We start from the raw sequence: 23342 nt of genomic DNA on the forward strand, positions 1-23342 counted from the left end.
TCGTATGAGAGATAGGCGTGCCAGTAGCGCTCAGCGCCAGCTTGAGATCAGCACTGCCGTCCTGCGGCTCCCTAGCTATGGCGCGAGGACGAGATGTCAACCAACCTCCTCCCGGTCCCGCGGCCTTCAAATGCCGCGTCGCCCCCAGAGCGCCGGAGGGTAGTCGACAGCTACACGGGTCGACACCTGTTCTCCATAAGGCTCCACCAAACGAAGTGGTCGCAGCCCTTTGGCAAGAGGCCCTGGGGCCGCGTCCACCGCTGCATCAGTCGGGCTCTTCGGCTCCGCCGGAGGGGTGGTCGTGGACCATACGTGGACTCGGCACACCTCCTACACGTGGCCCAAGGCCGCGACCAGCAAGTACGCCGAAAGCCCGCTCGGCCTCCGGAGTCGAGCCCTTCCCCCGCATGAAGGACCGTCCGGGGCGGCTGTGCTCAGCTTTGTTGAAAGGGCCACAGGACGCCAAGGGCGTCTCAGTTGCCTTGCACACTTCGGAGCAGGCCGTGTACTGCGGCGCGTAGCAGGGAGGCCGAGCCGCTGCCATCGGCGTAGTCGATGACGGCTGTTTTGGCGTGCTGGGTGATGAAACCCGTCGCAGCGTGCTTGGCGCAGCGGGTGGCCAATACGACTACATCTGCTTGGCGGGCCTTTTGGCGTAGTTGCGGACTGCCCACGCTGTCGTGGGCGAGGGCAATCTTGACTCCTGGGGCGAGTTGGTGCAGCGCATCGCCAACCCGGTCCAGGACCCGCTGGTCGAGGGAATACAGCAGCAGGTTGCGACCAGCCGCGTCCCGCAGGCCGGTTGCGGTCTCCTCTGCCCGTCCCTCGCCAGGCTGGTCCTGCCAGTCCAGTTCGATGCCGAGTTCCGCGGATAGGCGCCGTGCCATGGCGAGATCGGCGGGATCCAGGCGTCCCTGGTGCACGCTGAGCGGCAGCAGCAACGCCAAGGCGAAGGATTCACGTGCATCGGGTTCGGGGTGTGCCTCCATGACCAGTCGGTCGGCGAAGTCCAGCGCGATTGCGGCTCGCTCGGGGGCGACCCAGCGTTCGCACGTGTCGGCGAGTTCCCCCAGCAGTTGGCCGTAGACGGCGGCGGATGGCCCGGATCGCAGCACGATCTCGGTCAGTGCCTGCACGGCCAGCAGGTCGCCCGGTCCGAGCCAGTCGTAGGCGAGCGCGCAGGTGATTAGAGCGCGGGCGCTGAGCGGTGCGGGCTGGTCGTAGCCGACGCTTTCGATGAAGGCACCCACGCAGCGCCAGACTTTTGCTTGGCCCTCGTCGTGCAGTTCTTCCAGCAGGGCGGCGATGTTTCGGTCGTCCAGAGCTGGTGAGGGCCAGGCTGTCCAGACTTCCTGCTCCAGGATGTCGGTCAGGCCGGTGTAGCCGTCGGCGATCGCGTGAATCAGCTCCGGCCAAGAGGCGGGGATGTGCTCCGGCGTGTCCGACTCGACGGCTTGCGAGGAGGGCGAAGACGATAGTGATTCCGCGGTTTTGGCTGCAGTGTCAGTCTGGTGGGTGGGTGCCTCCTGCTGCGGAGTGCTTTGCGGATCGGCGAGGAGCGCCGCGGCTTTTCTAAGAACGGGTGGTAGGGCGTCGTGGGATGCGGTGTGCTCGATGATGGTGAGTATGTTCTGGGTGCTCTGAGGATCTTCCCGGGTCACGGCGGCCAGCAGGAGGACCATGAGTGCCTCGATGGGGTAGGACTCCGCGCTGTCTTCGAAGGGAGCGAGGGCGAGAAGACCCCGGTCGCGTAGTGCGTGTTGCGCAGCCAGCAGGTCGCCGTGGTCTAGCGGTTCCTGTAGGTCGCAGGTGAAGGCAGCATCGAGCACCGCCGCTTTCACTGGCGTGGGGGGATTCTGCCGCAAGACGTCGCTGAGGCCTGGATAATCGAGTAGTTCCTGGTCGAGGCCGAGCCGGGAGAGTCGCTTGATGTGCAGGTGGGCGAGGTTGGCGGCGGTGATGCCTCCTTGTCCGGCCAACTGGTCCAGGGCGGCTTGGGAGGCGGCTTGGCCACCGGCCGCCAGGGCTGCGTCGAACTCGGCCAGCAGTCGCCCGGTGGGCTTTGTTGCTCGCCACAGTCGCGGGGGACGACGAGCCAATGTGTGCTGCATGAGCAGGGCCACGTCGGTCAGTCTCTGGCGGTAGCGGCGGTGCGGGTGTGTTTCCAGTCGGAAGGTCGTCCCTGCTCCAGCGAAGTCCTGCACCGCTGCTTCGACGGGGTCGTTGGGGTCCAGTGTGCTGGGGTGTACGCCGGCACCGATGAGATAGGTCGGCCCGGCGAAGGCGGTGATGACGTTGCCGATGAGAGCTGCGTGTGCCTCGTCGCGGGTGATGACGTAGATCGCGAAGCGGTCCTGGGCCTGCTGGTAGCGCGGCAGTACGACAGGGATGTCGCTGCCGCTGCGGAGCAGGTCGACGAAGGGCCGGACCCGCTCGCCTTTCTGAGGGTCGGGATCCATATCTGGCCACGCGTCGTTGCCCGTGCCGAAGAACCGCTGCAAGAAAGCTTCCAGGTCCTGAGTGGTCCAAAAGGGGGAAGCCTGGCGCGCGGCGATCACTGATGCTCCTTCCATCGCTGGGCGAGTTCCAGGCGTGCCTGGGCCGCGTCGCTGCCTCCCACCTTGTAGCTCACCGCCTCGTCGTTCTCCATCAGGCCGCGCACCGTGAAGTTCATGGACCCGGTGAGCAACCAGTCCCGCCCGCAAATGGTCTTTTCGTGCACGGCGGGGTTCTGCACCACGCGCACGGCGTGCTGCGAGGTCAGGCGGCGCAGACGCCCGAGGAACTTTGCATTATGTGGGTCCGGGCGGGTGACCACCGTTAGGGAAGCGCCGGCCGCCACGATCCGGGCGAGCAGATCGGACAGAGAACAGGCGCTGGGAGGATTGTCGTCGAACAGGTCGTCGTACGTCCCCTGGCTGTTGTCCAAGACCTTCACGTCACTGATCCACGGCGAGACCAGCCACATCACGGGCCCAGGGCAGACAAGTTCCCCAATCAGTGCCGTCGCCAGGATCGCGTCGGCGCGCACGCCGGTGTGTCCTCCGGTGCGCATGGGGCGCTCGAGTCGACTCACTGTGTCGCCTCCCGGATGTCCACCCGCACGCGCCACTGCTGGCCGTCACGGCTCATTCCTTGCATCTCTCCGTACAGGCGCAGGACGTCCCGGTCCACCGTCAAAGCCGGCACCCGGGCGATGGCGTCAGACAGGGCCGTCGCAGCGTTCGTGTCGGCTGTCAACTCCACGGCGGCATGCTGGGCTATCGCGGTTTGATAGCGCTGCTCCCAGCCCTCTTCGGTGACGTCGATGCGCGGCAGTTGCTCATCGTGCGCGGCGGCGGCCAGGAGGCGGTCCAGGACGGGAGGACGGTCGAGGTAGGGCTGGTAGTGCTGAAGGTGGTGGGTGCGGGCATCGCGGCCACGCGGCCACAGCAGGCTGAAGGCCTGGTCGGCCGACAGGCGCGGGCCAGGGCCGGTGGGCAGACGCCCGGAACCGACGGCGTAGGCAATAACGCGGGCGTCGACTTCCACGCCCAAGCGACGCTCCAGGGCCTGCCACCCCTCGATCAAAGCCAGCGCGCTGGCGTCGGTGGTAGGGCTGCTGCCGGGACGGAGCAGCCGGGTGGACAACGCTGCCACGGCACTGTGCCGCGGCGGACCGTCGAGTCTGCTCCAAGCGTTGCGAAGATCGGTGAGCGCTTGGCTGGATCCGGCAGCGGAAGTGTGGGCCCGCAGAACTGCCATGGCCCGTGCTGCGACTCCGGTCGGTTCGGCCGTCACGTGGCGCAGGAGTCGGGTCACGGTGGTGTCGACGTACTCATAGTCGTTGGGGGTCAGAGCCGTCTCAACCAGACGCCAAAAACGCCGCGGGTCCTCGGCATAATAGCGGGACAGTTGTTCGATCACACCTAGACCGCCGATGGAGGTTTCGCTCAGCCACACCACGGACGGATCCCCATCCTTGGCTGCGGAGACTACGTCCGCGATCAAGTCGCCGTCCTGGGCGTCCGGGCAAGCGCGCAGTACTGCGGCGAGAATGGCCGCGGCCACGGTATCTGTGTAGGCGCGCCGTGCGAGGTCGGCGCTGCGGATGGCAACGTCTGAAGCCACCAGCAATTGTCCGGCCCGGTCCAGGGCGTCGATGACAGCGGGCACGTCGCTGAGTTCGGTGAGCGTGGCGATGAGACGTTCGTTGCTGTGGGCGGGCTTGCCTGTGTGCTCGTCGCGGTAGAGCACGCTGAGGATTTCCGCCAGGTCGTTGCGCCAACTGCCGTCAGCAAGACTGGAGCGGATCGACGACGGGTCGGGAGCGTCGTCGCTCAGGCCGCGCAGAGAGAATGACGTCAGGTACACCAGCGCTAGCCAGCCGCGCTGGAACTGGTTGGTCACCTTCCCCAGCGCTGGATCGTCTGCCACCGCCTGGAAGTAGGCCATGGTGCGCCACTGGGGCGACGTGAGGTAGCGCGTGACCTCGGGATGCGTGGTGTCCAGGGGGGCGAGGGTGAAGGAGGCTGCGTCCACGTTCAGCCGGAAGCCGAGCGCGGCCGGTTCTCCGTTGCGGGTGTAGCGCACGGTGCGGGCATCCGTGGTGCCTGTGTCGTAGCTCACCTCAAAGCGCGAGCCGGCAGTTATGCGGCGCACCTCGATCGGATTGCCTGCCGCGTGCAGGGCGAAGCCGACGGAGGTGATGCGGTGTTCCCACGACGAGGGGCGGGGAACGTCACCTGGCAGGGGCTGAGTGCCTGCATCGACAACGATCTGTGAGGCCCAAAGAGGAAATCCCTGTGACCGGTCGGCGACCTCCTTGGGAGGCTCGCTGAGCTGCAGACGATGCGGGCGCAGTACGACCAGACCTGCCGGGTCCTGCCCCGGGGGGGACCAGCGGCCTTCGAGCGTCGGGCCTGGTACAAGGCTGTCGTCCAGTTCCAGGGTGTCCTGGCCGATTGGAGGGATGGGGAGCCAGGTGCGGTGGTCGTCACGCTGGTAGCCGTAGCGGCGGCTGACCCTGCCGGGTACGGCTTCCCTCAGAGCCCTGGCGATCGGCAGCAGTTCGTCGCTGCTGTCCTGCTCGGCGCTGCTGGCGGTAGTGCGCGAAGCGAAGGGAAGGATCAGTCCGACCTCGGGCACGTTGAGCGGATCGAACAGCGTCCGTGTCACGAACTCCGGAAGCATGGCACGGGGCTCGGCGCCGGGATCCTTCTCCTGGAGGGTCTGCCAGTTGTTCTTCAGCCGGCGTACAGCGGTGGGAACCACGCTGAGCAACAAAGAGCGCGGCTCCTCCCAGAGCAAGGCTTGCACTTCGTCAGCGGTCAACTGCAGTGCCGCTCTGAGATGGCGCGCCAGATCGTCCTGGAGAGCAGGAGTGGTCAAGAGGCTCTCCAACACCTGCGCCAAGTCCTGGCGGGCCGCTTTGTTCTTATCGTGGGCCTTTGCCGCCTTTGGTGCGGTCAACAGCGTCCTGGGGTCGGCCCACGGATGGTGAAAGCGCAGTTTGCGTCCTGCCCAGTCCAGCAGCGACTGCGTTCCTTGAATCTTGATGACGAAGCGGTTGTTGACCGGAAGGTGACGTGCTGGCACTTCCGGCTGGAACAGCGTCTCGTAGGCCTGGTAGGCCAGCCGGTCCCGGCCGTAGTCGGACAGAGTGATCACCGTGACGGGGCGCATGGCGCGCAGACGCCCGGCCCGGCCGCGTCGCTGGATGAAGGCCGCCGCGTCGTGGGGAGCCTTGTGCTGCAGTACCAACCCAACGCGCGGGTCGTTGAAACCGACTTCGAGCGAGGCGGTCGCCACCGTCAGATTTGCCTGCAGATCCACTCCGACGTCCTGGGAGGACGTGCGCGCTATCCGCAGCGCATGGTGACCAGCTCCCGGCGCGAGGACGTGGCCGATCTTTTCCATCAGGTCCCACGATTGGCCGTCGCGGTAACGGGTTTGGTGATGGGCGCGTGCTGAAGCGCGCAACGCGGCCAGGGCTGGTTTCCGACCCGGTTGACCGTAGCGGTTCTGTCCTCCCTCAGCGTCCCGCAGGTCGTCGTAGAAGCGGTTGGTGACATCCAGGTCGTCGGTAAACAAAAACCCGGTAGCCCCGTACAGTGCGGCGTCTTCTTCCGGGTCAAGCATGCGTCCAAAGAGCATGGCGGCTTGGATGGAGGTCGACAGCAGACTGCTGCCGGCGATCGGATCGCCGCGCAACGCAAGCGCGTACTCGCGCCCCTCCTCATCCATGCTGTCGTCGGCGGGTTGGATGTACTCGACATGGCTGTCGCGCAGTCCCACCAGGCGAGCGAAGAACGTACCGGCGTCGCGCAGGGTGGCGCTTAGACCGACGAAAGCGACCGGCTTGCGGACGGCCTGCTGCCAGCGGCGCAGCAACAAAGCGGTCTGGGCTCCGTGAATCCCGGAGTAGGTGTGCACCTCATCAAGCAGGACCAGGGACGGGACCGCGCCTCCCTGCCAGCCCAGCAGTCGGCTAAGCCCGCCTCCGGCACTGTTCAGGTTGAGCATTTCGGTCGTAGTGAAAAGCAGGTCAGGGGGCGCGTCTTGCTGGGATTGACGGGTCAGAGCAAGGCTGCCCTCCGGAATGCTGGCCCGGCAGGCAAGGCAGACCAGTCGCTCCCTATTGCCGCGACGGTCAAGATCACGCCAGAGGAGTTCGCCGCGCTCACACGCAGGACAGGTCAAGTAAGGGCAGACGGCACCCTCTCGAGTCCGTTTCCAGGCAGTGCGGCCGCTTGCGCCAGGCTTGAGCCGGTCGTCCTCATGGTCGTAGGGCGTGTCTCCGTAAAGGGCCCCTAGTCGAAACGGCCGGCGCCCGGAGCCCTGGAGGGTGGGCTCCAGCGAGCGGGCAGTGCTCAGCGCCTCCCGCAACTGATCGCGCAGCAATTCCTTGCGCGGATACAGCGCCAGCGTGTGCAGGCGGAAGCTATTCGGTCGAGCACGCTCGGCCATGGCAGCGAAAGCCGGCAGGTAGAAAGACAGCGTCTTGCCGCTACCGGTGCCAGCCCCCACGATCACACCGCTGGAGTGCGGACGTTGCAGCGCACTGGTCACCGCCGCGGTGGCGTCGACCTGAAAGCGGGCTAGGTTACGGGGCCCGATGTGGGCCTGGGCCACGAGGTGCTGAAGGCGGCCCCAGCCAGCCAGAGTGGCGAGTTCCTTCAACGCGGTCGCCGCGGGGATATTGCGCTGGGGATAACGGCGCGGCGCGGTGTGCAGGCGGTAGTCGGCCACGAGTCGCTTACCGCTCTGCCACCACTGCGCCGCCTCATCGCGGGCCTGCCAGGGGAAGAGTTGCCGCAACTGCGTTGCCAGACGGACGGTTTCGGCCAGTCGCGTGCGATATTGCGGGGGCGAGGTGTCCGGCACCTTGAACAGCCAGGCACGATCGCGGAATTCATACAGCAGCTCTTCGCTCGATATGCCTGCCACCTCCCTCGGGGCGTCGGGCAGGCAGAGATCGATGACCTCGAGGACTTCACTCTCGGTCAGGGCTCCATCGGTGATGCCCCAGGAGACAAGGGGCAACTCGCGGTCCTCGAGCGCGTTGAGGACGTGGTTGTAGAAACGGGCACGGGACGGTGTGATCACGTGCGCCTCCTGCGGACTTCCAGGTCGGCGTCGAGATCGACACGACGCAGCAGCGCGATCTCCTCGTCCGTGATGTCGCTGAGCAGCAGGGCGGTGCCGGAGGCCAGGCGGTCCAGGAGCATCTGCAGTCCTTCCGGCGGCGGTGGCGCGCTGTCGAGCAACTCAGCCAGTTCGGCGTGTGCGTTGGCGAACAGAGTGATCACGGCTGCGTCGACGTCGGCGCGAGCAGTCTTGGTGAGGTCCTGGTGCAGTGCTTTGGCCCGTGCCTGGTCCTGCAGGGAGAGCATGGCCTGCCGCGCCATCTGCAAGGCCGCCAGTTGGGCTTGCGTCCACTGCCGCCATGCTTCCTGGCTGTCATGGGCTATGCGATCGGCGACCTTTTGCACAGCTGTCGAGGCCCTGGTGAAGGCCGCGTTGGGAGGCAGTCCGCCCTCACACTGGCGGGTGAACGCTGCTAGACCCGTGTCGAGCCCAGAGAGGTCGATGTCGCCAGCTGCCGGCTGGGCCATCAAGGAGCGGGCTATGCGAAGGCGTCGCTGCAGGGCCATCAACTGGTTGTGCAGGACGCTGATGCGTTCGCTGATGCGCCGGGCCTCCTCCTCTCCCTTCTCTCCGTCGTTGAGTCGGCGTGCCTCCGCCTGCAGGCGCTCGGCCTTTTGCAAGACGGACAGGGGCGCGCTCATCGGTCCTCCTCCGGTGCGCTCAGCGACCGCCACTCGGTCAAAAGTTCCTGGACACCCCTGGCCGCCTCATCGCCATGGGAGTTGGTGCGGGATGCAGCGTGCTCCAAAGCGGTGGTCAGCCACGCATCGCTGGCCTGCAGCAGGGCACGGACCACCTGGGGGGCGACCCCTCGGTCACGCACTGCCGCCGTGATGCGCGCCGCGTCGGAAGCCTCCGGTTCCTCCGCCCGCAGGAGATCGTCCTCGAGTTGGTTCAGGATCTTCCAGTCGACGTCCTGCGCCCGCGAGAGAAGGTCGGTGATACCCGTCCGCGTGGCCCGGGGCACCGGGATGCTGGCGTCCTCGGCCGCAAGGAGTGCATCGCGCACGGCGGCCAGAACCTGCTGCCCGGTTGTGCCCCGCGGATGGTGTCGGCGTATGTCGTCCAACTGCCGGCGCAGTGACGCATTCTGCGCCTTCACCAGGTCCGTCCAGTTGGCGAAGGACTTGACGGCCTTCTTCACCCACTCCGGTACGTCCGATCCTGTCACCTGCCAGTCCCACTGGGCTGTCGCTCGGCGCAGCAGCGGCAGCGCCCTCGCGGCGTCGATCAGCCGGGGCTTGCCGTCGCCTTGGGCCACGCCCAGGGCGTCGCGGAGCCGCTCGACGAGGGGGGTCCTGTGCTGAAGGTGGCCCTCCAGGGTCCGATTCCACGCATCATCGCGCGATGCGGCGTCCTCACGCGCCCAGGAGCGCCCGTCGGCGAATGCGGCGGCAAGCAGTTCGGCCTCGTCCATGCCAGGCCACGCCAGCCCGGCCAGAGCGGCGCCGATCAGGGATGCGCGCAATCCGAGGACCAAGTCGTCATCGGTGATCTGCAGGTTCTTCTGCAGCGCGGTGGTCAGTGACGCCGTGTAGCGGTCGGATTCTGTGCTCAGCCGGCGTACATGTTCGGCTCGCTCGGCGGGCTGGCCGTTCTTCAGCAGCAGCACGCTTTGCAGGTAACGGCTGTTGCGTGCCGTTCGCTTGAACCGGATCGGCGCTGCGTCCGCGCCCTGCACGTTCTCCGTTGCGCCTTCGATCGAGACCACACGTGCATTGGAAGGCCAGGCTGAGCGGATCGTCGCCTGTGACTGTTCCCGCATCAAAGGATTGACCCAGCGGAAGCGCTGCGCGACGGCGGTGGCGATGACGGTGCGCAACTCGCTGGCCACGGCCTGCTGCAGTACGTGTTCTCGTCTGAGCCAGTCCTCCACCGCATTGACCTTGGCTTGCAGAGAGGGAGGGAGTTTGTCCGTGGTGAAGGGATTTGTTTTGGTCGTCTGCTTGACCGGCTCCGTCGCCTGCACCTTGACCGGCTGCCGGGGAATTACGCTGGTCCCGGAGAAGGTACGGGCTTCCAGGTCAAAGGCTTCTAGGACTGCGGACGGCAGCGCGCCGGCGTGGTCGGGGGCTCCGCCCCAGAACTCCAGGACGATCTTCCGGCGGTCGGCGTCGAGAGGGTCCTCTGCCTCTACGACTTCCTGTACGCCGGTGGAGAGCGGCTCGTCGATGTCCGCAGTGGGGAACTGCGTGCGGAAACGGGCGTCGGGGAAGGTGCCTTCTTTGAGTGCGCCGGCATGCTCGACCAGGACAGGACGGATCACGCTGCCGAGCACGGTGCGCGGGACGAACGCATAGGGGTCGTTGCGCGGAGCCGTCGCGTGGATGGTGCGGACCAGGGCAGACGGGTTGAACGGATACAGGCCGAAGCCCTCGGAGGTGGCCCCGAACTGCTCATGGCATCGGGAGACCAGGGAGCAGGTCTCACAGGGATTGGGCACCTGTTGCTCGCCCGCGTTCTCCAGGGCGTCCCGCCCGACCCGGGCGGCGTTGAGATAACGTCCGACGAAAGAGGTGATCTCGGATTCGCCCCGGTCGTCCCTGGTGAAGGAGACGTTGAGGTTGTAGACGTAGCCAGCGGTGGCCCGCACACGGGTGAGTGCGGTCTCCGGAAGGTCGCTGAAGTAGCCCGTGGTGACCGCCATGAGGGTGCGGATGGGGGCCAGGGTGGTGCTGCCGTAGCGGTTGGCGGCCTCGATGACCGCATCGAGGAGATCTCTTTGCACGCCTTGGATCAGCGCGAAGTCCTCGATGAGCAGGATGATCTCTTTGCCCTTGCGGGCGTACTCGCGTCGCACCTGCAGCATGGCGTCCTGCAGGCGGCCAGCTCCCAGGCTCGCCACCCGTTTGACAGCTGCTTCCAGATGCTGGTTCAGCAGGTCGACAGCGGCCTGCTGCAGTTGTGTGTTGCCGGAGATCGCATTGATCAGCTTGATTGTGACCTGGGCGGCGCGGTGGAGATCCAGCAGGTCGGTGGGGAGGTCTTCCATGGTGAACGCCATCGGGCGGTCGGGCTCACCATCTGCGCGGTCTTGAAGCAGTTGTTCCGCCAGTCGGGGAATGAATTTCCCCTGTCCGAGCATGAAGGCGCTCACGTGGGGGTCTTGCAGGACGACCGTCAAGCCGCGGGGACCGGCAAGCGGACGGGCGTGTTGAGGTACGTCACGGGCCGTCGTGGCGGCCAGGGCCTCGCTGAGGGCATTCACCAGGCGCCTGCTCAAAGTGGCCGCGTCCACACCGTCGGTGAACCGGTGGATGTCGGCGCGCAACTGAGCCAGCGCGCCACTGTCCGCGTCGGCGAGGAGGGCGTCGATCACAGCGCGCAGGCTGGTCTTGGCCTTCTCCAGATAGATGATCTTGTACTTGTCCGAGGCGGGCAGGTTCTCGCGCACCCAGCGCACCAGGTGCGACTTTCCGGTCCCGGAGTCACCGACGACCGGCAACAGGAGCGCGCCGGTGTCGGACTGCAGCGACAGGAAGTCCTTCAGCACGGTCTTCTCGTCAATGAGGGGGCCGTCAGAGACGATGGCACGCCCGTCCAGGCCGGCCCGGCGAATACGCAACGGCGCATGCGTGGCCAGGAAGACCGCACGAGAGGGACTGACCGCCTCGGTATTGATCGTCGCGGCCGCGGTTTCGGGCGTCCAGCACAGGAAGCCGCGGAAGTCAGCCATGCTGGTCCTCCGAGATGACGATGTCGGACACGTAGTGCGACGGACGGTCGGGGTCATGAAGGGTCAAGACGCGCTGCGCGTCGGCGTCCTGCTGCAGGATGAGCCAGCCCTCGTCTTCGCCTCGCAGCAGGGCGTAGGACAGGGCCGGCCCTGCTGACTGCGCGCCCGGGTCGGGGATGCCCAGGGCGTTGGCGTAGTCCCCACCCGGCAGGACCGGCAGGGCACTGCGCAGGGTTCGGGCAGCGTCGACGGCGTTGACTCGTTCCCCGACAGCCCACAGCCTTTGCACCGACTGCTTGACGGCTGTTGTGCAGTCCGGAAGCAGGGGGCCCTTTCCGCTGCTTGACAGCAAGGGGGCAGCAGCCAGGCCCAGGGCCGGCGCCCAGTGCACGAAACGGTTCCAGCGCGTGTCGTTTCGCGACGCAGTCCCCGCTTCAGGGTTGAGGTCGATGGACTGCTCGCGTTGGGCGATCTCCCAGGTGGCCGGCTCGTCGAGAGGATCCCGGGAAAGAAACCACACGAGAATTCGGGTGAGGTCGCGCGAACCGGTCTGTCCTGCGTCGTCGGCCAGACCGGCATTGAGTTCACCGGCCAAGACAGCCTGGCGCAGGGCACAACTGAAGGAGGGGAAGTCCGTGCCGTCGAGGTCGCTGGCGTGTCCGGCGAGCGAGAGTCGGCCTTCGTCAACGGCGACCATCTGCAACTCGCGCAGGCTGCGCAGGGCTTGGTCGAAGGTCTTGTTCTCCTTGCCCTCGGTCAGGGAGGGGGGAGCCAGAAGAGCCCGCGCGCGATCCGTCGGCAGCGGCTTTCGCTCTGCGGCAAGAAGACGAACGACGGCCCACATGAAAGGTGGTATCGAAGATTCCGCAAGCAACAGGGCCACTAGAACGACTCCAAGGCAGTACGCACCCACAAATGGGCGCGGTGGATTGCAACAAGTGGGGTGTCAGGGCGATCCGGGTGCGCCAAAGACCGTGGATGCAGCAGGTACGTTACATCCTGGGAATCGAACCGCATCGCCAGATCGTCTCCCATGTGGGAGGCGGAAGAGTCGAGCAGCCAGACCATCGGGTTGGTGTAGCGGCCCAGGAGGTCCTCGTCCCTGTCCAGGATGAGGGGGCGGGGGCGCACGTCGCGTTGCAGTCGTCGAGTGGCGAGGCGGGCAAGTCCCGGACCGCCGACCACCGACATTCCCCGCACGGCCAGCCGCTCGAGCAGTTCGGGCACCAGGTCGGTGAACTCCTGCTCGGTTTCCCAGTAGATGGAAAGGCACGGCAGGTCACCGCGGAACCGCCTCAGGGGGTCCTCGCGTCGGCTCGGCCACGACGGCACGGCAGGCCAGGGCTCGACCGCGAGTCGGTAGTAGCCCTCCGGGGCGGTCCGCGGCGGGCCCTGCTTACGGCAGGGCGGGCACCCGCGGCAGGTGACTCCCGTGGTCAGAACACCTCCGCGGTAGGGCACGCGGTAGTGGTCAGCCAGTGCCTCGCCCCAGCAGCGGTCGCTGCGCAAAATCCTTCGCAGCCGGCCGGCGGCGTCACGTTGGTCGTTGATGATGAGCCGGCGGACGTCGTTGAAACGCTGCAGGAAGTAGGCGCGGTCGTTAGTCTGCCCATCCGCAAGGAAGACGTCGAACTGTTTCCCCAGGGACGTGTAGAACGCGTCGAGGCGCCCTTGCCAGGCCGCGTCGGTTTCCTTCTCGCTACGCTGTGGCGGTTCGGGGATGGTCACCTTGATGAGGCCGGCTCTGACCATGAAGTTGAGGATGCGTTCGTTCCAACTGCGGTGCCGGCCGAAACCTTCGGGCATGTCGGCAGGCAGGGCCTCGAGGCTGAGCCGGTGGGCGCCGCTGTCGGTGGGAGTGCGCCCCACCCACATGGCCCGCCACCGGGCCCAGGCACGCTCGGCCGTCAATTGCGGGCTGCGGTTGAGGCTTTCGGCCAGCGCCTCGTCCCCGGGAGCGGTGGCCATGTAGGCGATGCAGGGATGTCCGTCTCGCCCGGCGCGGCCGACCTCCTGGTAGTAGCGGTCCGTGGTCTCCGGGAGGCAGGCGTGGACCACGGTACGCACGTCGGCAAGGTCAACTCCCAGGCCGAAGGCCGAGGTGCCCACGACCACGTCGAAGCGCGTGGGCTCAGGCCCGTCGGGGGTCGAGCCCGCCCAGCCTTCGAGAGCCTGCCGCCGCTGGTCGTCGGTGGACTTTCCGGTGACCTGGGTGACGCGGCGGAAGCCGGCCTGGCGGAGCCGTTCAGCCCAGTCGGCAGCGTCCTTGACCCGAGTGGTGTAGAGCGCCAAGGGCCGAGGCAGCATGGCGACTGCGTCGATGACGGCTTCGTTCCGGCTCTGCTCGTCGGGGCAGGTGTCGACGTAGTAGCTGGGCTCGTGCCGGAGTTGAGAGGCCCACACCACCTGGGCCTGCCCTTCCTCGGCGAACAACTGCTCCAGAAGGCTGACCTGCTGGTGGGTGAGGGTGGCGCTCATCGCCACCGTCACCGGCGCCTGGTCCTGGGGGGCCTTGCGCAGCCAGGTACGCCGGTGGCTGGCCATCGTCTGAAATTCGGGCCGAAAGCCGGTGCCCCACTGCTCGACCAGGTGTGCCTCGTCGATGACGAAGTACTGCAGCAGTCCGGCTTCGGCGGCGTCCTCCAAGGGCTTCTTCAGCGCCGTCACCACCGCTTCGGGGGAGGCGAATAGCAGGCGTTGGCGACCGGTGCGGACGTCGTCGCATATCTGCCGCTTGACCTCCTCCGGCATGCCGCCGGTGTAGGCATAACGGCCGGTCGGGCTCCCTCTGCCCTGCCGTTCAAGGGTGGCCTGCGTTCTAGCCTCCATGTCCAGGGCAAGAATGACCGTGGGGACGACCACGATGGACACTCCCCCGCGGGCACCGGCCAACAGGGCCGAGGCCTGGGCCACCGCGGTCTTGCCGTGTCCGGTGGGCAGACACACGATCGTCGTGCTGCCGGCAGGAGCCAGGGCAACGGCTCGCGCGGCTTGTTGCTGCCCGACGGAGACGTACTCGGTGTAGCCGAGGGCCTCTGCCCAATAGGGGTCGGCCGGCCGGGGTTCGAGGTGTCGCCGATGCGGTGAGTCCACCCCGAGATAGATCTGCTTCAGGTCCTCCCGGGCGCTTTCTTGTGCTTCGGGCGTCAACTCCCGTGGGTGCCACGGCAAGGCGAAGACCCGCAATCCCCGTGTGGTCGGCAGTGTCCGGCACGCCATCTGTTCCCACTGTTCGCGGCTGGGCAACGCGGGATCCAGGGGAACCTCCAGTCCAGCGTTGTTTCCCCGGACGGCAACCTCCAGCAGTACCTGCCGGGTGAGGGCTGCGATGTCGCACCAGCCGACCGCGTCTGCGCGATGAGCGGCCCGGTCGGCCAAGGCGTCTTCCAGTCGCCGCAGGGTGCCGGTGGCCGTCGTCGTCGGCACCTGGGGCCAGGCCGTAAATAGTTCCTGGGCGTGCGCCCACAGATCACCCATCGTGCTTCACCGTCCGGTATCCCCCGCGCACGATGCAGGTGGCGGCGACCACGCGTATCGAAGGGCGGCTCAGTGCCTCCGTCAGATCCCGTCCCACGGCCACGTCCAGCAGGTAGCTTTCGGTGTCGCCCAGCAGGTGGCCGGCCGCACTGCGTGCCTGCGCCTGCGCGGTCGCGATCGCGAGTTGCTGCTGTGCCTGCTCCTGCGCCTTAGCGCACTTGCTCATCAGGTCGGTTGCCTGGACCAGGTGGGCACGGGCCACCTGCTCGGCTGCTTCTGCTGTCTGTCGGTATTCCTGCCAGCCTCCGAACACGGCGACCAGTTCGCCGTGGTTCTTGACGTTGTAGTTCTGATCTCCTCGCCTGCCATAGGGAGCATCCAGCCAGGCGCAGGCCTTCGGGTCAGTCAGAGCGATATGGTGCCCGGCAGGCACCCACACCTTGCGGGTGAACGGGGGAAGCAGTCGGTCAGCCTGGCGTCGCAGGGCTCGCCCGGCCTCGGGCACGTCGGCGACACGCCGCAGAGCGGCACTGATGTCGGCTTCCACGAGGTACTCGAGCCCGAAGTAGGCTTCATCTCCTGTACGGCAGGTGGGGTCAAAGCGCCGGAAGGCCGTCGCCTGACCGCGTTCGTCGGCGAAGACAATGTCGGCGAGCATGTCCACGAACGGGTTGCCCGAGCGGAAGAGCCGGGTTCCCGGGGCGCGCAGAGCAGTGGAGCGGTTGAAGACACCCTGGGCCATGTGGGGATGAATGCGTTCGGCGGCTGCTTTGTAGCGCCGTGGGTCGATCAGCGGATGCGAGGAGGCAACGTCGAACCGGTCACGCTGGTGGCCGGCGACGGTGCGTGTGTCATGCCGAAAACGCAGTCCGCCACTGCCGTCATCGGCGTAGTGCACCAGGCTCTCACGCAGGCGGCGCCAGTCCTGCTCCAGGCGATCGAGCGCGCTCGTGGTCTGACGGGCCTGTTCAGACGTCTCGTGTATGGACTCCAGCATGTCCATGGTGTCGATGTCCCGCTTGGCCTGGCGCAGTTCCTCGCGCACGCTGGGCGCCAGGGTCGTCAGCCCCGCGGGACCGTCGTCGAGGGCCTGGCGCCACACGCGGGTCAGCCCTTCAGCGATGGTGTCCTGCAGGGTCGAGACGGACGCGGTAAACAGGTCGTATCCCTCGTGGAGCAGGCTCGCCCAGGCCCCGCAGAACGCCTCGTTCCCTTCGCGATCGCCGATGCGGAACTGCTGCGCCGGTCGGTTCTGCCGCAGCGATTCCACCCCCCGGTAGCGATCCACCCGTCCGATCCGCTGTTCCAGGCGGTTAGGGGACCACGGCAGCCGCACGTGTACCACCACGTCTGCAACCTGCAGGTTCAACCCGTCCTCAGCCGAGGCGTCAGCGACGAGCACCTGGCACAGGGCGGCGTTCTGCGAAGTACGCCAGGTCTGCACGACCTGCTCGCAAGCGTCCGCGCTGGTGGCTGTGGTGTGCAGGCCCACCACAGCGTCGGGGGCCTGGGCGCTGAGCGCTGCCGCTACTTGGGCGGCCAAGGTTCCCGGGCCGCAGAAGATCACCGCCCTGGTTCCGGGACGCACGACTGGCAGCAATGCTTTGGTCAGGGCCGTGGGTGCGGCGGTGCGAGGCAAGTCAGCGCGCTGCTTGCTGTAGGTCTCCCCCAGTTTTCTTTCCCGGGAAAGGGTTGCCGGTGCCGCAAGCAGGAGTCGCTCCTGCTCGGTCAGTCCGGCTCGGTCGGCGGCTTGTCGATCGCCGTGTGTGCGCCAACGCAGCGCGCACAGCAGGTCTTCCATCAGGCCGCCGGCCCGAGAGGCAAGCACCGCCAGCGCCATGGCGTAGGCCGAGTGCTGAGTGTCGTCGGCCGCGGTGTCTACCAAGTGGTCGGCGATCAGCGTGCGCCACTCCAGCAGCAGCGCCTGACCGAGGTGGTGCTCGCCAAAATCCACCGCGAGCAGACGCGGACGGGTGCGTCCTCTCACTTCATAAGGCACAAGCTCCGTCTCTTCGTCGTCGCGCAGCACGGAGGCGCGGCGGTGGCGGATGACCCGTCGGTGTAGGCGATAGGTCTCGCTGAGATGAGCCCTCAAAGCCTCGACTCGCAGGACCAATTCTGGGGCCTGATCCTCGTTTGCCAACTCGTCATCGTCGTTGAGGAGAGCCAGCACATCGGTGGCCAATGCCTCAAAGCGCTCGTCGGACGGCAGGAGTTCCCGCAGGCTATCGATGGTCATCGGCAGCAGCGTGGGGAAATAGGCGTCCAACTGAAACACGCCGTCGGCAAGGTCCTTACGCCGCTGGTAGCGCTCCTCGAAGGAGGCGCGGTCGTCCCAGCGGTACAGCTTCTCGTCCAGCAGATGCAGCAGACCCAGGTGAGTGACGTAGTGAGAGGTCACCGGGGTGGCCGACAGCAGCAGGAGGCGCGTGGCCGTGTGCGCGATGCCGCACAGCTCACGGTAGGGCGATTGCGTCGGCTCCGTGATGTCGTGGACGAGGAGGTGGGCCTCATCGACAACAAGCAGGTCGGCGTCGCGATAGCCCGCCCACTTGTGCGGCGTGTCGTGCGCGGTGAAGGTGATGCGCGCCTCGGGAAAGTCATCGATGAAGAACCTCTCAAGCATTTCCCCACGCCACTGCCTCACCAAGGACGCTGGTGCCATGACGACAACACGCGCGTGAGGGTTGTCGATCAGAGTCTGACGAATGACGTAGCCGGCCTGGATGGTCTTTCCGAGCCCGACCTCGTCGGCCAGCAAGTAGCGTTGCACCGGGTCGGACAGGACGGTCAAAGCGGCCTGCACCTGGTGGGGGTAGATCTCCGCCGCAGAAGACAGCAACGCGGGGATGCTTCCACTGGCCCCACGCTGAGCAATGAGGCTGTGCAGCATGGGCAAGCGGGCATCGTGGAAGTAACCGGACTCGTTCCCGCCGGCTCCCAGGGTCGCGACCGGATTCTTTACGGGCCGGTCCCAGCGCACGTGCAACTCCGCCGCTCGAACCGGCAGGTGCACGTCCGGATGGTTGGGGAACTGCACATAATACACACCGGGGTCACTCCCCCGCACCCGGCCCACGATCCACACGCCGGTGCTGGGATCACGCCGGTAGACACGGGTCTCCTCCGGCAAAGACACCGGCGTGCACAAGCGCGCAGCGATGCGTTGCGTGTGGGCAACGGGCTCCGCTATCGATTCGAAGTAGTCAACCTGGACACTCTCCCCCTCAACTGCTGCGACTCGACCCATTCCCGGAGAACCGGCAAAGCGGACAAAATCCCCCACCCTTAGCCTTGACATTGCAACTTCCTTCACAAGGCGTTCACATCCAGCCGGTTGAAGCGTAAACCGCACCACCGACAATCGCCGGGTAGGTGCCCGCTCCACGGCGATCACCAGGTAACGAAGTCCCCGATCGCCTGCTGGAAGCTCGCGCCTGCCCTCCCACCGTCGCCCTCCCCAGACGACTTGTACCAGCCCACTACCCCCCGAACCCCCTCCCGGGCGCAGAGGGCGAGCGCGCGATAACAATGATCTTCAACTTTCATAATGCATGCAGTTGGTCCGGTCAATGCAGTACACGTGAGCGAGTGCGCAAACTTCGAGGCAACTAGCGCAGGAGTCGATGCGGTGCACGCTGGGGTGTCGCTCAAGCGGGGCGAGAAGTCCCCTGCTGGTGTCGCCGCGTTTCAGGTGGGCAAGGTCAGTGGGTGCGGGCGGCGCCCAGGACCAACACACGTTCGGGCGGGATCCTGCCCGTCGCCGGGTCCCCATCCGCCGGGGCATGCCTGGGATGAGGCCACGAGAGTCGATCGGGCAGCCATACCAGGGGATGGCGGACAGCGGTGCACCGCAGAGCGGCTGGCCTGTGAAGTGGGCCGCTGTCCTACCGGTGCAAAAGCACCCGCGTTCTCTTCGACCTACGCTGGCGCGCCCTCGTGCCGGAGCTTACCGCCGGGAACGCTGCCCCTGAATGGACGTGCGCCGCAACCTCCAACTCCTCGACGAGTTCCTCGCATCGCCCCGTTCGGCCATTCGCGGGCATGCAGCAAAGCCCACCGCTGGGTGGGGGCGATGGGCGGGAGGTGCGGTGTAGTCGGTTCGTCGTGCCCGAGAGGGCACGACGAACGCGATCAGGTAGTCAGCCCCGTACGGTGCGGACCAGCAGGTCCGTGAGCAGGCGGATGTCGTTGGGGGTGTTTTGCAGGCCGTTCCATCGGCGCTGCTCGCCCTCGGCGAAGCGCCACATGCCCGAGGTCCAGGCGGTCACCGGCATCAGGCCGAGGACAGCGTTGCGGACCTGATCGCAGTCGACGTCTTCGGCAGGCATGCCGTCGGTGAGGGCGTCCATGACGAAGCCCATGGCCTGGATGCCCACGCCGTGGGTAAGGCGGGATTGGCGGGGCGGGAGTTTCCAGGCGTCGCTGAAGGTCTCCTTCACGATGGTCCAAAAGGAGCGCAGGTGCAGCAGCATGCGTTCGACGTCGCCAGAGCCATCTTCGGGATTGCGGTACTGGTAGAGGGCGCCTTCGAAGAGGCTATGTTCCAGCATGCGCAGCAGGCTGGTGTCCTTGATGTTGCCGTCGGGTGAGGTGGGGCTGGCTACCCGGCCGTAGAAGGGGCCTTGGCCGTCGGTGTTGAGGCGGGTCATCAACTGGGCCGGCAGGCGCTTGCGGGCGTATGCGGGGGGCAGGTGTCCGCTGGTTTCGGGCAGCAGTTCGTGGATGAGGCCCTTGGGTAGCGGCTTGGTGGAGTTGACCAGGATGAACTGCGAGCGCTGGTCTTCTTGGTTGTCGGCGATGAATCCGACGGCGGCGACGGGAAATTCGACGAGGTCGGCGTCGCGGATGGCGGCGCTTCGCTGCTGCCCGTCCACGATGAGGGCGGGCTTGTCCTGGTCGGTGAGGGATTCGTCGACGGGGATGACGAGGACGCCGGGGACGGAGTAGTCCACGCCGGCGTTGGGGCGGACCCCGGTTTCGAAGCGGACGGTGTCGTCGAAGGCGAGGACGAGGGCGTTGGGGAGCATGGCGTCCTCGGATTCGAGGTAGCGGCGGATGCCCCGGATATGGCTGAGGACCTCGGGGCGCTGGTAGCCCTTCAGGTTGCTGTCATCGTCGCGGCGGACGCGGGAGACGGCGGCGAAGCTGTGGAGTTTCTTCCCGTCGATGGCAAAGCAGTAGATTTTTCGGTTGCCTTGACGTACTTCGAGGGCGGGAAGCCTCAGCTCATATCGGTCGGCCATTCATATCTCCTGACAGGATTTTTAAGAAAAGCTGGGTGGCGGTGAAGTCTATCCGAAGGTGAGTTGTCTCATCTTCGCCTCGAGCACGGTGAGATTGTGGAATCCGCGGCGCTTGTTGCGTTCACTGCCGCGGAATATGGCGATTTCGATTCCGTGCTTTTTACACAGGGCGCAGAGGCAGGTGCGCCAGGGTGCATCACTGAGGGTGCGCTCGTAGTACTCGAGGTAGCTTTTCTTTTTCGAGCCGAGGACGAGGTTTTCGTAGGTGGCGAGGGCACTCATTACTTCTTCGAGTGCTGTTTCTTCTTGGTCGAATGCGCGGAGGGCGCGCAGGCAGTCTCGTTCGGCGATGATGGCTTCGGCTTGGGAGACGTGGCCGGAGAGGATGAGGCGTTTGAGGGCGGGGTTGCCGTCGACTTGGGGGACGCGGATGGCGGTGTAGGAGTCGGTAGCAGTGTGGTAGTTGTTGCGGTCGTCCATGAAGGCCTGGCGGAAGGCGCTGGTGCTGTCGAAGCTGGCCACGCCGTGGCGGGCGAACTGTTCCATGCTGTCGACGCGGTTGATGCCGAGCAGGTGGAGTTCGGTGTCGTGGTTGCGTACGGCGTCGATGGCGCGCAGGCAGGCGAGGATCTCGTGGGACTTGAGGGGGACCATTCCGCCGAGGGCGATGCGCCGGTATCCCATTTTCTGTAGTTGGGCGACGGAATGGGCGTAGCTGTCGGGTCCCCATCCCTGGGCGGCGCCGACGGGTTGGAAGCGGGCGCCGTGTTTTTTTGTGGCGGCGAGGAAGTTTTCGGCAAGTTCGAGGGAGATCTGCTGGCGTTCCACCCAAGCCGCTTCGGGTTCCGTATCGGATTCTTGGGGGATGTAGCCGAAGATGATGTGGTCGATGCTGATGCCGGCGTCGAATCCGCAACGGCCATAGAAGTCGATGACTTCGTCGACTTCGTACGGGGGGCGTTCTTCGTCGATGTAGTTGAAGGCGCCGCAGTCGCCGATGGTGGAGCAGGTGTCGGGGAGGCGGAAGAAGTTCCTCACGCCCAGGCGGTAGAGGCGCTCGCGCTGCGGGGCGGAGTATTTTCCTGCGCCCTTCATAGATCCGTCGACAACCGCCTTGCTGACGAGGATCCCGTCATACGGAATCGGCGTCACGGCCTGGTGGGCGTAGACGTCATCGCGCTGACGGACTCGGTAGGGCGAGTACTCGTCGTTGATGAAGTCGTAAGTGGGGCTCACCAGGTCCTGGCTGTCAGGGAAATAGAATTTCACGCGGCTTTTGCCTTTTCCTGCACATAGATACGGAGAAGATAGTTCGACAGGGTGCTGATGTGGCGGGGGTTGTTTTGGAGTTCGTTCCAGGGGGTGTTCAGGTCGGGCCAGCGTCCCTGGGTCCAGCGGCAGTGCGGAGCGATCAGGGCGAGTTCCGCCCGCGCCAACTCCACGGCATGGGGTGAGGCGGGGTCGATGGCCATCATGACGCGGTCCATCAGACGTCCCATGGAGCGGATGCCCACGCCGTGCATCAGCCGGGACCGGGTCGCCGGCAGGCCCCATGCGTCGGGGAAGGTGTCACGCACCGCGGTCCAGTAGACGACGAGGATCTGGCGAATGGTGGCGGTGTCGACCGTGCCGTTGGACAGGTTCTTGTAGGGAAAGAAGGCGCCTGAAGGAGAGTTGAGGGATTCCTGAATCGCGGTGGTGAGGCTGTTGTCCGTGACGACGGCGTCCGCCTTCTGTTCGGCCGTGGTGGAGGGGCGGCGCACCAGGCCCCGAAAGGGTGAGTCTTTGTCGTGGTTGAGGGCCTCGACCAGGACGGAGGGGAGTTTGCGGGCGGATAGCTTGGTCGGCAGCAGGGTGCCGACTTCCGGGAGGAGTTCGGTGACCAGGTTGGTGGGCAGCGGGGAGACCGTGTTCACGCGCAGGAACTGGTCGCGTTGGGTTTCCAAATCTTCGGCGACGAACCCGGCGATGGTCACGGCCAGGCGGGTGTTGCGGGTGCGGGCCAGGGCGAGGCTGCGCTGCTGGCCGTCGACGATCCAGGCCGGCCGGGGGGCCTCGGGGGCGTCGGGCAGGGGAATTTCCAGCGTGCCCGAGGTGCACAGGCCGTCGCTGCTGCCAGGGCCCGGGCTGGACTTGAACCGCACGCTGGAGGGCAGCGCCATGATCAGCCCGTTGGGAAACAGGACCTCCTCGCCGTCGAGGTACTCGAGGATCTGCTTCACGTGCTGCTTTTTTTCGGGGCGTTGGTAGCCGATCAGTTTGCCGGCCTCGTCCCTCGAGATGCGTGCCACGTCGGCGACTTGGCGTACCTCCTCGGCCGCCAGGGTGAACACGTACAGGGGGATCGTGGGGTGCTGCTCGATCCGCAGGGCCCGGCGTTTAAGCACAAGGGAGGTCATCGGGGGCCAATCGTTGCTGTGTACAGGTCCGCGAAGCGCTTTTGTTCACAGGCCATTCCCTGGTCTCGCAGCAGGCGCAGCAGGCGGGTGCGGGAGTAGCCGGGGTGACTGTCCTTCGACTGCTCGATGAAGTCGATCACGGCTTCGTCCGTCATCGGCCGGCGCTCGTAGCGTTCGGGGCGGGCGACCTGATCGACCCAGTCTCTCCAACGCTGCTGTGCGCTGGAGGTGATGAGGTGGCCGGGCGTGCAGCGCTCAAGCCAGGAGGCCGCCATGCGGACGTTCAAGCTGGTGCGGGTGCCGCCCAGGGCGTGGCGCAGGGCGGCGTTGGCCGGCACGCGCACGATGCCGTCCAGCTCGCAGGCGCCCCCGACCAGCACCACCTCGGCTCCCGTGGCCGCCAGCGCGGCAAGGTCACGGTGCATGGCCCCTGCGTAGGTCTCGGACAGCACCACCAGCGCCCGGCCGGCAGCGGCTGCGATCTGGGGCAGCTGACAACTGGCGTCCAAGCGTTGCAGATGGTCCCACCAGTCAGCGGCCTGCGCGCTGGAGGAAGCCACGGAATCTGCATGTCGGGGCAGGAAAGTCGCCGCGTAGGAGGGTGCGAGGCTGGAGACTGGTCGCAGGCCCAGACCGGCCGAGGCCACGTAGAGACGGGGAACAAAACCGGCCCGAGATGCGGCTTTTGTGAGAACTTGGGCGCGCCGCCACTGGTCTCCCTGATACAGGTCCTCCAGCGCGATGCGCGGTCCTGGCGCGGCGTGCAGGCGGCGAGCCCATTCCACGGCCCGCTCCGCGAGGTCCGTCTTGGGCAGGGCGCGGGCCTGCAGTGGGGCCTCGGGGGGCGAGGTCTTCCGGTCCGTGCACGTGACCACGATGGGCAACTCGTTCACTGCGGTTCGACCTCTAGCTTCC

General features: G+C 66.3%; 12 protein-coding genes. All 12 read right to left on the bottom strand.

Translation table 11 applies throughout. The annotated features are described in order from the left end of the window. Positions 1-473: 473 nt before the first annotated feature. A complete protein-coding gene (gene dpdD / locus GTY47_RS35250) occupies positions 474-2558 on the bottom strand; it encodes a protein DpdD (RefSeq protein ID WP_010040241.1) in 2085 nt (694 codons plus the stop codon). Then, a complete protein-coding gene (dpdK, locus tag GTY47_RS35255) occupies positions 2555-3055 on the bottom strand; it encodes a phospholipase D-like domain-containing protein DpdK (protein WP_029181195.1) in 501 nt (166 codons plus the stop codon). The genes dpdD and dpdK overlap by 4 nt, the downstream gene beginning before the upstream one ends. Before the next feature lie 17 nt (positions 3056-3072). Continuing rightward, the gene (gene dpdJ, locus GTY47_RS35260) at positions 3073-7587 is read right to left on the bottom strand and encodes a protein DpdJ (RefSeq protein ID WP_010040243.1); all 4515 of its coding nucleotides are present in this window, start codon (positions 7585-7587) and stop codon (positions 3073-3075) included. Continuing rightward, complete coding sequence (locus tag GTY47_RS35265) at positions 7584-8270, bottom strand: hypothetical protein (protein WP_010040246.1); 687 nt, start codon at positions 8268-8270, stop codon at positions 7584-7586. The genes dpdJ and GTY47_RS35265 overlap by 4 nt, the downstream gene beginning before the upstream one ends. Continuing rightward, on the bottom strand, positions 8267-11305 hold the full coding sequence (dpdH, locus tag GTY47_RS35270; protein ID WP_010040249.1) for a protein DpdH: 3039 nt from the start codon (positions 11303-11305) through the stop codon (positions 8267-8269). The genes GTY47_RS35265 and dpdH overlap by 4 nt, the downstream gene beginning before the upstream one ends. Beyond that, positions 11298-12188, bottom strand: coding sequence for a protein DpdG (gene dpdG / locus GTY47_RS35275; RefSeq protein ID WP_029181197.1), 891 nt, complete (start codon positions 12186-12188; stop codon positions 11298-11300). The genes dpdH and dpdG overlap by 8 nt, the downstream gene beginning before the upstream one ends. After that, positions 12188-14782 (bottom strand): protein DpdF, encoded by a 2595-nt coding sequence (gene dpdF / locus GTY47_RS35280; RefSeq protein WP_010040253.1) that lies wholly within the window; start codon positions 14780-14782, stop codon positions 12188-12190. The genes dpdG and dpdF overlap by 1 nt, the downstream gene beginning before the upstream one ends. Further along, positions 14775-18083, bottom strand: a complete 3309-nt coding sequence (gene dpdE, locus GTY47_RS35285) for a protein DpdE (RefSeq protein ID WP_010040255.1) — start codon at positions 18081-18083, stop codon at positions 14775-14777. Before dpdE ends, dpdF begins: the two co-directional genes overlap by 8 nt. A gap of 841 nt (positions 18084-18924) precedes the next feature. Beyond that, positions 18925-20028, bottom strand: coding sequence for a DGQHR domain-containing protein DpdB (gene dbpB / locus GTY47_RS35290; protein WP_010040256.1), 1104 nt, complete (start codon positions 20026-20028; stop codon positions 18925-18927). A 48-nt stretch (positions 20029-20076) separates the two neighbouring features. Then, entirely contained in the window at positions 20077-21297 is a 1221-nt protein-coding gene (gene dpdA / locus GTY47_RS35295) for a tRNA-guanine transglycosylase DpdA (protein WP_010040257.1), read from the bottom strand. Further along, the gene (dbpB, locus tag GTY47_RS35300; protein ID WP_010040258.1) at positions 21294-22427 is read right to left on the bottom strand and encodes a DGQHR domain-containing protein DpdB; all 1134 of its coding nucleotides are present in this window, start codon (positions 22425-22427) and stop codon (positions 21294-21296) included. The genes dpdA and dbpB (GTY47_RS35300) overlap by 4 nt, the downstream gene beginning before the upstream one ends. Further along, entirely contained in the window at positions 22424-23320 is an 897-nt protein-coding gene (locus tag GTY47_RS35305) for a hypothetical protein (RefSeq protein WP_010040259.1), read from the bottom strand. The genes dbpB (GTY47_RS35300) and GTY47_RS35305 overlap by 4 nt, the downstream gene beginning before the upstream one ends. Between the last annotated feature and the right edge of the window lie 22 nt (positions 23321-23342).

Source organism: Streptomyces sp. SID5464 (genome assembly GCF_009862985.1).
Taxonomy (GTDB): domain Bacteria; phylum Actinomycetota; class Actinomycetes; order Streptomycetales; family Streptomycetaceae; genus Streptomyces; species Streptomyces chartreusis_D.

Coding starts and splice junctions, on each gene's coding strand:
- dbpB (WP_010040258.1), bottom strand. CDS start 22,427: ATGACCTCCCTTGTGCTTAAACGCCGGGCCCTGCGGATCGAGCAGCAC.
- dpdF (WP_010040253.1), bottom strand. CDS start 14,782: ATGGGTGATCTGTGGGCGCACGCCCAGGAACTATTTACGGCCTGGCCC.
- dpdK (WP_029181195.1), bottom strand. CDS start 3,055: ATGCGCACCGGAGGACACACCGGCGTGCGCGCCGACGCGATCCTGGCG.
- dpdH (WP_010040249.1), bottom strand. CDS start 11,305: ATGGCTGACTTCCGCGGCTTCCTGTGCTGGACGCCCGAAACCGCGGCC.
- dpdE (WP_010040255.1), bottom strand. CDS start 18,083: ATGTCAAGGCTAAGGGTGGGGGATTTTGTCCGCTTTGCCGGTTCTCCG.
- GTY47_RS35265 (WP_010040246.1), bottom strand. CDS start 8,270: ATGAGCGCGCCCCTGTCCGTCTTGCAAAAGGCCGAGCGCCTGCAGGCG.
- dbpB (WP_010040256.1), bottom strand. CDS start 20,028: ATGGCCGACCGATATGAGCTGAGGCTTCCCGCCCTCGAAGTACGTCAA.